The 12,349-nt window shown below is 75.5% G+C and carries 9 protein-coding genes; 5 read left to right on the top strand and 4 right to left on the bottom strand.

Annotated features, from left to right (window positions below):
* Positions 1-238: 238 nt before the first annotated feature.
* The 4 genes from AC068A_RS35085 to AC068A_RS35070 all read right to left on the bottom strand — a co-directional run bounded on the left by AC068A_RS35085 (position 239) and on the right by AC068A_RS35070 (position 5,752).
* A complete protein-coding gene (locus tag AC068A_RS35085) occupies positions 239-2,689 on the bottom strand; it encodes a transglutaminase TgpA family protein (protein WP_478590346.1) in 2,451 nt (816 codons plus the stop codon).
* A complete protein-coding gene (locus AC068A_RS35080; protein ID WP_478590345.1) occupies positions 2,686-4,056 on the bottom strand; it encodes a DUF58 domain-containing protein in 1,371 nt (456 codons plus the stop codon). Before AC068A_RS35080 ends, AC068A_RS35085 begins: the two co-directional genes overlap by 4 nt.
* Positions 4,056-5,066 (bottom strand): AAA family ATPase, encoded by a 1,011-nt coding sequence (locus AC068A_RS35075; RefSeq protein WP_478590344.1) that lies wholly within the window; start codon positions 5,064-5,066, stop codon positions 4,056-4,058. The genes AC068A_RS35080 and AC068A_RS35075 overlap by 1 nt, the downstream gene beginning before the upstream one ends.
* A gap of 137 nt (positions 5,067-5,203) precedes the next feature.
* Positions 5,204-5,752 (bottom strand): beta-class carbonic anhydrase, encoded by a 549-nt coding sequence (locus AC068A_RS35070; protein ID WP_478590343.1) that lies wholly within the window; start codon positions 5,750-5,752, stop codon positions 5,204-5,206.
* 343 nt (positions 5,753-6,095) lie between these two features.
* On the opposite strand from AC068A_RS35070, the gene rsmH reads away from it, so the two are divergent.
* The 5 genes from rsmH to AC068A_RS35045 all read left to right on the top strand — a co-directional run.
* Complete coding sequence (rsmH, locus tag AC068A_RS35065) at positions 6,096-7,025, top strand: 16S rRNA (cytosine(1402)-N(4))-methyltransferase RsmH (protein WP_478590353.1); 930 nt, start codon at positions 6,096-6,098, stop codon at positions 7,023-7,025.
* The gene (gene ftsL / locus AC068A_RS35060; protein ID WP_478590342.1) at positions 7,022-7,615 is read left to right on the top strand and encodes a cell division protein FtsL; all 594 of its coding nucleotides are present in this window, start codon (positions 7,022-7,024) and stop codon (positions 7,613-7,615) included. The genes rsmH and ftsL overlap by 4 nt, the downstream gene beginning before the upstream one ends.
* Before the next feature lie 153 nt (positions 7,616-7,768).
* Entirely contained in the window at positions 7,769-9,769 is a 2,001-nt protein-coding gene (locus tag AC068A_RS35055) for a peptidoglycan D,D-transpeptidase FtsI family protein (protein WP_478590341.1), read from the top strand.
* Between the two features lie 49 nt (positions 9,770-9,818).
* Positions 9,819-11,555 (top strand): UDP-N-acetylmuramoyl-L-alanyl-D-glutamate--2,6-diaminopimelate ligase, encoded by a 1,737-nt coding sequence (locus tag AC068A_RS35050; RefSeq protein WP_478590340.1) that lies wholly within the window; start codon positions 9,819-9,821, stop codon positions 11,553-11,555.
* The coding region (locus AC068A_RS35045; protein WP_478590339.1) for a UDP-N-acetylmuramoyl-tripeptide--D-alanyl-D-alanine ligase at positions 11,552-12,349 on the top strand (798 nt) is incomplete at its 3' end. The genes AC068A_RS35050 and AC068A_RS35045, both read left to right, overlap by 4 nt.

The following is a 12,349-nucleotide window of genomic DNA, read 5'->3' as shown; positions in this document are numbered from 1 at the left end:
GACACCCCCCCCCCCCCCCCCCCCCCCCCCCCCCCCCCCCTGCCACCCTCTCCCCCCCCCTCCCCCCCCCCCCCCCCCCCCCCCCCCCCCCCCCCCCCCCCCCCCCCCCCCCCCCCCCCCCCCCCCCCCCCCCCCCCCCCCCCGCCGGCGTTTTCACATGCCTCCCCGGCCACGGGGGCCACCGCGCCGCGGTGGGAACGGCGCCCCGGCAGGGCGGGATCCGGCCGGGGCGCCGTTCTCAGCCGCGGTCCCGCATCGGCCGGCGCGGCAGGCGCAGCCGCGGGCGCGGGACCCGCGCCGCCAGCCCGGACAGCCGGCCGCGCACCGACGCCGCCCAGGCGTCGCGGCGCGCCGCGGCCGCCCAGCGCAGCCGGACCGCGGAGCGCGGCAGCAGCAGCGCCCGGAGCCGGCCGAGGCGGCCCACCCCGGCCAGCAGCGCCGTCCGCGCCAGCAGCACGTCCGCCGCCGGCCGGTACGGGTCCTCGCCGGGCGGGGCGTACAGCGCGCGCTCCACCGCCCCGGCGACCCGGTGCACCGCCTCCGCGGCGTCCTGCTCGAGCCGGCCCAGCTCCACCAGCCGGGACGCGGCCCGGCGCGGCGACAGGGCCCCGTCCGGGGCGATGCCGACGTCCCAGGCGGCGTCGCCCAGCTCCTGCCAGGCCGGCAGGATGCCGCCGGCGGCCAGCCGCCGGGCCCGGACCCGGCTCCGCCACAGCACCGGCAGCAGCGGCAGTGCCAGCACCGCCAGCACTGCGCCCGTCCAGCCGAGGACCGCTGTGACCGACGGGCCGCCGCCCCTGCCGCCCGCGCTCTGCTGAGGCGCGGCGCCACCGCACTCGCCCAGCTTCCGCAGCTCGGGCGGGCAGGCGTCGGCCTGCGACGGCTCCGCCGACGGCTGCGCCGCGCTCTGCGAGGGCACCGGGGCCGGGGCCGAGGGCTGGGCCGCCGGCCGGTCGGCGCGGGAGTAGTCGGGCAGGCTGATGCCCTGCCGCGGCGTGGGCTCGAACCGGGTCCAGCCGATGCCCTCGAAGTACAGCTCCGGCCAGGCGTGCGCGTCCCGCATGGTCACGTTGACGCTGCCGTCCGCCTGCCGCTCGCCCGGGGTGAACCCGACCGCCACCCGCGCCGGGATGCCGAGCGACCGCGACATCGCCGCCATCGAGAACGCGAAGTGGACGCAGAAGCCCTCCTTGTCCTGGAGGAAGCGGGCTATGGCCGTCGGGCCCGTCCCCGAGGCCACCTTCGTGTCGTAGCGGAATCCACCGCTCACGGCGAAGAAGTCCTGAAGGTTCACCGCCCGCGTGTAGTCGTCCTTCGCGCCCTTGGTGACCTGCCGGGCCGTCTCCGCGACCACCGGCGGCAGGTTGTCCGGCAGCCTCGTGTACTCCTCGCGGATCGCCCGGTCCGGCTCCGGGGCGGCCCGGAGCTGCGCCGCCGTCGGCCGCAGCAGCAGGCTCGTCACCTTGTACGCCGCACCCTGGACGTTCTGGTAGCGGTCCTTGCCCAGCTGGTCGCCCACGAGGGTCCGGCCCACCGGCTCGAACCTCCACTTGCCGGGGATGTCCACACCCGTCGCCGGGTACGGCATCGGCAGGTACCGCTGCGCGTACGTGTCGGCCGCGGAGAGGTTGGTGCGGACCTCGACGGCGTTCCTGCGGACCTGCTCGCCCAGGCCGGGCGGGGCCGGCAGCCGCTCGGGCACGTCGGTCAGGGCGCGCGGCGAGGCCTCCCACTTGACCCCGTTGAACTCGTCCAGCGCCAGGATGCGCAGGTACTGCTCGCTCAGCTGCGGGCTGTCCGTCCGGTACTTCAGCACCACCCGGTTGTCCTGCGCGTTCAGGCTGCCCTGAAGCGAGACGAGAGGGTTGACCGCCGAGATCGTCCCGCCGACCCCGGTGCCGCCGCCCTCGGCCTCGCCCTGGCGGGCCAGCAGCCCGCCGCCGAGCGGGGGCAGCACCGCCGGCACCGCCAGCGCGAGGCCCAGCGCCACCGCGCCGATCCGCCGCCCGGTGCGCACGGGGGAGACCGCCTGGCCCGAGCCCGCGCCGCCGCCCCCGTACCCGGAGGCCGCCGACACCCGCCCGGGCGGGGCCGCGCCGAAGACCCGGCCCCACTGGGCCAGCCGGTCCCGGCCCTCGGCCAGCAGCAGCATCAGGTAGCCGCCGCCGGCCAGCAGGAACGCGAACCAGGCGCCGCCGACACCGCCGGACAGCCCGGCCGCCACGGAGTACAGCGCGAGCAGCGGCAGCCCGGACGCCGCGGCGCTGCGCAGGGTCACCGCCAGCAGGTCCACCAGCAGCCCGACCAGCAGCACCCCGGCCAGCAGCAGCAGCCGGATGCCGTCCGTCAGCGGCGCCGGGATCGCGAACTCGGCCACGTCCTGAAGGCCCCGCCGGAACAGGGCGCCGACGTCCGTCACCAGGTAGGCCATCGGCCCGGTGCCGGTGGACTCGCCCTTCCCCGCGAAGAGGAACATCAGCACCAGCAGCGACACCAGCGCCTGGCAGGCGACGGTGAGCCAGCGCGCCATCGGCACCCGCCGGGCCGCCGCCCCCACCCCGCTCTGCACGGCCAGCAGCAGCCCCGCCTGGAGCAGCCAGCCCGCCGAGTCCACCAGCGAGGCCAGCGACCACGAGGTCATCAGCGTCGCAAGCGCCGCGAACAGCGTCAGCCGCGCCTGCCCGCTCATACCCGGCCTCCGGAGGTCTCCGCACCTGCCGGTGCACTGCCGGCCTGCCGCCACAGGTCACCGAAGGCCGCCCCGGGCGGCACGGCCAGCGCCGTCCAGCCCGTCTCGCGCAGCCGGTGCAGCCGCTCCTCCACCTGCGCGCCCGGCCGCCCGGCCCACCGGTCCGAGTCCAGGACGAAGGCCACCGCGGCCCCGCTGCGCCCACGCATCTTCGCCGCCATTTCCGTCTGTACGCCGTCCAGGTCCCCGAAGAAGGCGATGAGCAGCCCGTTTCCGCCGGAGCCCGCACCGCCGCCGTCCACGCCGCCGCTGCGCAGGGCGTCGTACGCGCGCGAGAGGCCCGCGCCGTCGGAGTGCCCGACGACCGCGAGGGTGTCCATCATCAGCCCGGAGGCTTCGGCGGACTCCGACCCGCCGGAGGAGAAGCCGCCGCCCTCGCCGGGCACCGAGTTCCCGGTGTCGGTGAGCAGCCGCACCGCGAAGCCCCGCTCGAGCAGGTGGACCAGGGCCGAGGCGGCCGCCGACACGGCCCACTCGAAGGCGGAGTCCGGGCCGGCGCCCTCGAAGGCGACCGCCCGGGTGTCCAGCAGGACGGTGGCCCGGCTGCGCTGCGGCTGCTCCTCGCGGCGCACCATCAGCTCGCCGTAGCGGGCCGTGGAGCGCCAGTGCACCCGGCGCAGGTCGTCGCCGCGCCGGTAGCCGCGCGGGATCACGTCGTCGTCGCCGGCCAGGGCCAGCGCGCGCCGGCTGCCGTCGCCGTAGCCGGAGGTCTCGCCGGTCAGCCGGGACGGCGCCAGCTCCTCGGTCCGCGGGACGACGGTGAGCAGGTCGTACGTGCTGAACGAGCGGGTCAGCTCCACCAGCCCGAACGGGTCGGTCAGCCGCAGCTGGAGCGGGCCCAGCGGGTAGCGGCCGCGCAGGTCGGAGCGGACCCGGTAGGACACCTCGCGGCGCCCGCCCGGCTCGACCCGGTCCAGGACGAAGCGGGGCCGGGGCCCGAGCACGTACGGGACCCGGTCCTGGAGCATCAGCAGGCCGGTGGGCAGCCGGGAGACGTTGTCCACGCGCAGCTGCACCCGGGCCTCGGCCCCGGCGGGCACGCGGACCGGGGTGAGCCGGCGGCTGCCGGCGACCCGGTGGCGGGTGCGGTGCAGGGCGAGGACGCAGACCAGTGGCAGGGCGGCGAGCAGCAGTCCGACCCGGAGCAGCTCGCCCTGGCCGAGCACGTACGCGCACAGGGCGGCGGCGATCCCGGCGGCCAGGAAGGACCGGCCGCGGGTGGTCAGTCCCGCCAGCGAGGCGCGCAGCCCGCCGGTCCCCGGCCCCTGGCTCCCGCCGCCGGCGCCGCGCGGGGCACCGGCTCCCATCAGAAGCCCCGGGCGCCCGCGGCGGGCGGCATCTCGCCGCGGCCCCGTGCGGCCGGGACGGGGGTGCGCTGCACGATGTCCTGGACGACCTGCTCGGCGGTCCGCCGGTTCAGCTGGGCCTGCGCGGTGGGCAGCAGCCGGTGTGCGAGGACCGGGGCGGCCAGGGCCTGGGCGTCGTCGGGCAGGACGTAGTCCCGGCCGGACAGGGCGGCCGAGGCCTTCACGGCGCGCAGCAGGTGCAGGGTGGCGCGGGGCGAGGCGCCCAGGCGCAGGTCCGGGTGGCTGCGGGTGGCGGAGACCAGGTCGACGACGTAGCGCTTGACCGGCTCGGCGACGTACACGTCGCGGACGGCGTCGATCAGCTTGGTGATGTCGTGGGCGTGCGCGACGGCCTGGAGGTCGTCGAGCGGGGACAGCCCGCCGTGGACGTCGAGCATCTGGAGCTCGGCGTCGGGGCTGGGGTAGCCGACGGAGACGCGGGCCATGAAGCGGTCGCGCTGGGCCTCGGGCAGCGGGTAGGTGCCCTCCATCTCCACCGGGTTCTGGGTGGCGACCACCATGAACGGGCTGGGCAGGGCGTAGGTCGTGCCGTCGATGGTGACCTGCCGCTCCTCCATGGACTCCAGCAGCGCGGACTGGGTCTTGGGCGAGGCGCGGTTGATCTCGTCGCCGATGACGATCTGGGCGAAGATCGCGCCGGGCTTGAACTCGAACTCGCGGCGCTGCTGGTCGTAGATGCTGACACCGGTGATGTCGGAGGGCAGCAGGTCCGGGGTGAACTGGATGCGCTGCACCGAGCAGTCGATCGACTTGGCGAGGGCCTTGGCGAGCATGGTCTTGCCGACGCCCGGCACGTCCTCGATCAGCAGGTGGCCCTCGGCGAGCAGCACGGTCAGCGCGATCCGCACGACCTCGGGCTTGCCCTCGATCACGGTCTCGACCGAGTGGCGGACCCGCTCGGCCGTGCTCGTCAGATCTGCGAGGCCCGCTCTGTCGTCATACGTCGTCACCTGGTACTCCTCGGCCCTTTCCGGCAGGGCCGACGTCCTTGGCGCATGACGGCCCACCCCAACACGGACGCCGGCCCGGACGGGTTTCCGGGCGGCGTCATCCCCGCATTGTCGACGGCGTCACGGGGCTGTGTCACTCACGAGGCCGGATCGATCTCCCGCAGGAGCCCGGTGTGCACGTCGAAGACGAAGCCTCGCACATCGTCGCGGTGGGGCAGGAAGGGGTTGGTCCGGACCCGCTGCATGGACTGGCGGACGTCCTGGTCCACGTCCCGGAAGGCCTCGACGGCCCAGGCGGGGCGCTGGCCGACCTCGTCCTCCAGCTCGTGCCGGAAGTCCTCGGTGAGGCTCTCCAGACCGCAGCCGGTGTGGTGGATGAGTATCACTGTGCGGGTGCCCAGGGCACGCTGGCTGATGGTGAGCGAGCGGATGGTGTCGTCGGTGACGACGCCCCCGGCATTGCGGATCGTGTGGCAGTCGCCCAGCTCCAGGCCGAGCGCCGCGTGCAGGTCGAGGCGGGCGTCCATGCAGGCCACGACGGCGACGTGAAGCACCGGCCGGGCGTCCATGCCGGGATCCTTGAAGGTCGCGGCATACCTGCGGTTCGCCGCTACCAGCTGATCGGCGACGGACTCGCCGGAGGCCAGTCCGGTGGACTCTGCGGGCAGGGATGCGGAAGTCGTCATGCATACGACGGTAGTGGTCACCGCTGGTTCGGGCATGGAGTGAGGGTGGACAAAGAAGGTCAACCGGCCTTGTTGTGAGCTAACCCACAGGAGTGGGCGGGAGGCGCCCGTCCGGGTGATCCGCGGCTTTCGGGGGTTCCTCGGGAGGCAGGCGCTACGGCACGCGCGGGCGGTTCGTTGACCGTGCCGACCAGTGCACTAAAGTGGCGCGAACCGGCCGGAGCCCGGCCCTGACCGGCCGCCCGGCCCCCTGGTAACACTCCGCGTGCGCGGCGCGGCGTCTGCCTGCCGCGCCGTTATCTGAGAGGGCGCTTTGACCAGCGAGTCCCGACACGTCCCGGTCATGCTCCAGCGGTGCCTGGACCTGTTGGCCCCGGCGCTCCAGAAGCCGGGGGCCGTCGTCGTCGACTGCACCCTCGGCCTCGGAGGCCACAGCGAGGCCCTGCTGACCCGATTCCCCGAGGCCCGCCTGATCGGCCTCGACCGCGACAAGGAGGCCCTGCGCCTCTCCGGCGAGCGGCTGGCCCCCTTCGGTGACCGCGCCACCCTCGTCCACGCCGTCTACGACGAGCTGCCCGAGGTCCTGGACCGCCTCGGCATCCCCGCCGTCCAGGGCGTCCTCTTCGACCTCGGCGTCTCCTCCATGCAGCTCGACGAGGCCGACCGCGGGTTCGCGTACGCCCAGGACGCGCCGCTGGACATGCGCATGGACCAGACGACCGGCATCAGCGCCGCCGAGGTCCTCAACACCTACCCGGCCGGCGAGCTCGTACGGATCCTGCGCCAGTACGGCGAGGAGAAGCAGGCCAAGCGGATCGTCTCGGCGATCGTGCGCGAGCGCGCGAAGGAGCCGTTCACCAACAGCGCCCGGCTGGTCGAGCTGATCCGCGAGGCCCTGCCGCAGGCGGCGAAGCGCACCGGCGGCAACCCGGCCAAGCGGACCTTCCAGGCGCTGCGCATCGAGGTCAACGGCGAGCTGTCGGTCCTGGAGCGGGCCATCCCGGCGGCCGTCGACCGCATCGCGGTCGGCGGCCGCATCGCGGTGCTCTCCTACCACTCCCTGGAGGACCGCCTCGTCAAGCAGGTCTTCGCGGCCGGGGCCGCCTCCACCGCCCCGCCGGGCCTGCCGGTGGTCCCGGAGAAGTACCTGCCGAAGCTGAAGCTCCTCACCCGCGGCGCCGAGCTGCCCACCGAGGAGGAGATCGCCGAGAACCGGCGGGCCGCCCCGGCCCGCTTCCGCGGGGTGGAGCGGATCCGGGAGGCGAACCTGTGAGCAGGGGCGGGGCCGGGCCGGCGGGACCGGGGCGACTGCGCGGCCCCGCGTCGGGACAGGCGGCGCGCACGCCGTTCGTCCTGCTCGTGGTGGCGCTGCTCGCCGGCGGGCTGATCAGCCTGCTGCTGCTGAACTCCGCCCTGAACGAGGGCTCCTTCCAGCTGGCCCGGCTGAAGAAGGAGACCACCGCGCTGACCGACGAGGAACAGGCCCTCCAGCGGGACGTCGACGCCTACTCGGCGCCCGACGCACTCCAGCGGCGCGCCCAGGAGCTCGGCATGGTCCCCGGCGGCAGCCCCGCCTTCATCGGCCCGGACGGCAAGGTCACCGGAACCGCCGCCGTCGCGGAGTCCCCGCCCCCGGCCGCACCCCCGGCCGCCCCGCCCCCGGCCGCACCCCCGCCCCCGGCCGCACCCCCGGCTGCGCTACCGCCCCCGGCCTCGCCCGGGGCCCCGTCGGCGCCGGCCGGGGCGGCGCCCGCCGGGGCGGCGCCGCAGAGCCCGCCCCCGCCGAACGCCCCCGCTGCGCCGGACCCGGCGGCGGCCTCCCCCCGGCCGGGGCCCCAGCCCACCCCGAACCCAGGCAGGTGACGTCGTGACGCGGACCCCTCCGGGGCCCCTCCCCACCCCACCCTCCCCCCGCCCCCGCGCCACAGCCGCCGACGCCCGCTCCGCCGGACCGCCGGCCCCCCGGACGGGGGCGCACGCAGGCGCGCCGCAGCGGCGGCGCCCGGAGGCGGCCCGGTGAGCCCGCAGGACACCCCGCGGCGGCGGGTGCCCGGCCCCGGGCGGCCCCGCCCCGGCGGCAGCGACCGGCCGCGACCCGGCAGCCGGCCCCTCGCCCGCAGGCCCCCGGCCGGCCGCACCCCGCACACGATCCGGCTCGGCAGCCCACGGCCCCGGCTGCGCCTGGTCGGCGTCGGGCTGACGCTCGTGATGCTGGCCTTCGTCGTCCGGCTGCTCCAGGTCCAGGCCGTCGACGCCGCCACGTACTCCGCCAAGGCCTCCGAGAACCGCTTCGCCAGCCACACCCTGGCCGCCGAGCGCGGCGAGATCACCGACCGCAAGGGCGTCGCCCTCGCCATCAGCGTCGACGCGTACGACATCACGGCCGACCCGAAGATGTTCACCCCGCAGGAGAGCAAGGCCCCCGACGCCCCCGAGCAGGCCGCCGCCCTCCTCGCGCCCATCCTGCACGCCGACGCCCGGGAGCTCGCCGCCCGGCTGAAGACCAAGAACACCCGCTACGTCGTCCTCGCCCGCCGCCAGACCCCCCAGGTCTGGAACCAGATCAAGGACCTCAAGCGGGTCCTCGCCGAGAAGGCCGCCGCCGACAAGCGGAACAACGGCCCCGGCGCCAACGTCCTGGCCGGCGTGTTCAACGAGGACAGCAGCAAGCGGGTGTACCCGGGCGGGGACCTGGCCGCCGGGATACTGGGCTACGTCAACTCCGAGGGCAAGGGCGCCGGCGGCCTGGAGTCCGCCCTCGACCGGAAGCTGTCCGGCAAGGACGGCACGATCACCTACGCCCAGTCCGGCGGCCGCCGCGTCCCCACCGCCGGGTCCAGCGGGAAGCCCGCCGTGCCCGGCGAGGACGTCGAGCTGACCATCGACCGGGACATCCAGTGGGCGGCGCAGAGCGCCATCACCGAGCAGGTCCAGAAGTCCGAGGCCGACCGCGGCTACGTCATCGTCCAGGACACCCGCACCGGCGAGGTGCTGGCCATGGCCAACGCCCCCGGCTTCGACCCCAACGACCTCAGCCGGGCCAGCTCCGCCGCCATGGGCAACGCGGCCCTCCAGGACGTCTACGAGCCCGGCTCCACCGCCAAGGTCATCTCCATGGCCGCCGTCCTGGAGGAGAAGAAGGCCGCCCCCGACACCCGCGTCGAGGTCCCCAACCGGCTCCACCGCGGCGACCGGCTGTTCAAGGACGACGTCGACCACCCGACCTGGTACCTGACCCTGAACGGGGTCCTCGCCAAGTCCTCCAACATCGGCACCATCCTGGCCACCGGCCAGCTCGGCGCCACCCAGCCCGAGGCCAACCGGGTGCTCCACTCCTACCTGACCAAGTTCGGCATCGGCCAGCCGACGGGGCTGGACTACCCGGGCGAGTCCCGCGGCATCCTGGCCCGCCCCGAGGCCTGGTCGACCTCCCAGCAGTACACGATTCCCTTCGGCCAGGGCCTGTCCCTCAACGCCATGCAGGCGGCCTCCGTGTACTCCACCATCGCCAACGGAGGCGTCCGGATCGAGCCCACCCTGGTCCGCGGCACCAAGGGCCCCGACGGCCGCTTCACCCCGGCCCCGGCCCCCGAGCAGACCCGCGTGATCAGCAGGGAGACCGCCAAGACCCTCTCGGAGATGCTGGAGTCCGTCGTCGACGACCAGGACGGCACCGGCACCAAGGCCCGCATCCCCGGCTACCGCGTCGGCGGCAAGACGGGCACGTCCAACCGGGTGGATCCGGCCACCGGCCGCTACAAGGGCTACACCGCCTCCTTCGCCGGGTTCGCCCCCGCCGACGACCCCCGCATCACCGTCTACTGCGCCATCCAGAACCCCACCAAGGGCAACTACTTCGGCGGCCAGATCTGCGGCCCCATCTACAAGAAGGTCATGGAGTTCGCCCTCAAGACGCTCCAGGTCGCCCCCACCGGAAGCGCCCCCGCCGGCCTCCCGGTCACCTACGACCCCGGCCCGCAGGCCACCCCCCAGAGCTCCCCGCAGCCCGGCCGGTGACCCTCCCGGCCCGGCCGCCCCGTCCCAGAAGATCCGTGAGGCACGACCAGTGACAACGATCACCCCGAAACCCGGGAACCAGCCCTCCGGCCCCGTCCCGGGCGGGCCCTCACTTCGCGACCGGCCCGCCGCGCCGGGTACGCTCACCGCCGTGCCCCACGCTGATCAGCCCAGAACCGCCCAGCACGACGCCCCGGCAACGCCGCCGGGCGCGCCGCGGCCCACGACCGTCCGCCCGACCCCGCTCCCGGAGCTCGCGGCCCTGGTGGACCTCGAAGCCGAGCCCGAGCCGTCGGGTCCGCTGATCACCGGGATCACGCACGACTCCCGTGCCGTGCGCCCCGGTGACCTGTACGCGGCCCTGCCCGGCGCGCGGCTGCACGGCGCCGACTTCGCGGCCCAGGCGGCCGCCCGGGGAGCCGCGGCCGTGCTGACCGACCCGGCGGGCGCCGAGCGCGCCGCCGCGACCGGCCTGCCGGTGCTCGCGGTCGCGGACCCCCGCGCCGAGATGGGCGGGCTCGCCGCGGCGATCTACGGCCGCCCCGGCGAGGGCCTGCTCCAGATCGGCATCACCGGCACCTCCGGCAAGACCACCACGGCGTACCTCGTCGAGGCGGGCCTGCGCGGGGCCGGCCGGACCACCGGGCTCGTCGGCACCGTCGAGATGCGCATCGGCGACGAGCGCATCAAGTCCGAGCGGACCACCCCCGAGGCCACCGACCTCCAGGCCCTGTTCGCGGTCATGCGCGAACGCGGCGTCGAGGCCGTCGCCATGGAGGTCTCCAGCCACGCCCTCGTGCTCGGCCGGGTCGACGGCTGCGTCTTCGACGTCGCCGTCTTCAACAACCTGAGCCCGGAGCACATGGAGTTCCACTCCGACATGGAGGACTACTTCCAGGCCAAGGCCCGGCTCTTCACCGAGCGCCGCGCCCGCCTGGGCGTGGTCAACGTCGACGACGAGTACGGCCGCCGCCTCGCCAAGGAGTCCGCGATCCCGGTCGTCACCTTCTCCGCCGCCGGGGACCCGGCCGCCGACTGGCGCGCCGAGGACGTCGTCTTCGGGCACATGGACTCCACGCTGACCGTGCTCGGCCCGAACGGGGAGCGCGTGTCGGCCAAGGCCCCGCTGCCCGGCCCGTTCAACGTCGCCAACACCGTCGCCGCGATCGCGACCCTCGCCGCCGCCGGCCTCGACCCGCAGACCGCCGCCGACGGCGTCGCCGCGGTCCCCGGCGTCCCGGGCCGCCTGGAGCGGGTCGACGCGGGGCAGCCGTACCTCGCCGTCGTCGACTACGCGCACAAGACCGACGCCGTCGAATCGGTGCTGCGGGCGCTGCGCGAGGTCACCGCCGGCCGGCTGCACATCGTCCTCGGCTGCGGGGGCGACCGCGACACCACCAAGCGCGGCCCGATGGGCGCCGCGGCGGCCCGGTTCGCCGACACCGCCGTGCTGACCTCCGACAACCCGCGCTCCGAGGACCCCCTGAAGATCCTCGCCGCCATGTTCGAGGGCGCTGTCTCGGTGCCCGCCGAGGAGCGCGGCGAGGTCCTCGTCGACGCCGACCGGGCCGCGGCCATCGCCGCCGCCGTCGCGCGCGCCGAGCCCGGCGACACCGTGCTGGTGGCGGGCAAGGGGCACGAGCAGGGCCAGGACACCGCAGGTGTCGTACGGCCCTTCGACGACCGCGCGGTGCTCCGCGCCGCGATCGAGGCACAGGCCGCGCGCGACCGCGCCGCGCGGCAGCACGACGACGTGAACGTTCCCCAGGCCGAGGTGAACCAGTGATCGCCCTTTCCCTCGCCGAGATCGCCGACATCACCGGCGGGCGGCCCCACGACATACCGGATCCGTCCGTGCGGATCACCGGGCCCGTCGTCATCGACTCCCGCCAGGTGGAGGCCGGCAGCCTGTTCGCCGCCTTCGCGGGCGAGCACGTCGACGGCCACGACTACGCGAAGGGGGCCGTCGACTCCGGTGCGGCGGCCGTCCTCGCCGCCCGGCCCGTCGGCGTCCCCGCGATCGTCGTCCCCGACGTCGAGAAGGCGCTCGGCGCCCTCGCCCGGGCCGTCGTGCAGCGACTCGGCACCGACGTGGTGGCCCTGACCGGCTCCGCCGGCAAGACCTCCACCAAGGACCTCATCGCCCAGGTGCTCCAGGCCCACGCACCCACCGTGTGGACGCCCGGCTCCCTCAACAACGAGATCGGCCTGCCGCTCACCGCGCTGCGCGCCACCGAGGAGACCCGGCACCTGGTGCTGGAGATGGGCGCCCGCGGCATCGGGCACATCGCCTACCTCACCGGCCTGACCCCGCCGCGCATCGGCGTCGTGCTCAACGTCGGCACCGCCCACATCGGCGAGTTCGGCGGCCGCGAGCAGATCGCCCGGGCCAAGGGCGAGCTGGTCGAGGCCCTGCCCGCCGCGGCCGACGGCGGAGTCGCCGTCCTCAACGCCGACGACCCGCTGGTGGGGGGGATGTCCGCCCGCACCGGGGGCCGTCCGCTGCTCTTCTGCGGGGCCGAGGACACCAAAGTACGGGGTTCTGGAGGCCGGAGGACAACCGTCGGGCAGGCGTTCTTT

It is taken from the genome of Streptomyces sp. NPDC043854 (assembly GCF_056436005.1).
Note: the sequence above shows the minus strand (reverse complement) of the source record. Positions and strands in the feature narration are given on the sequence as shown.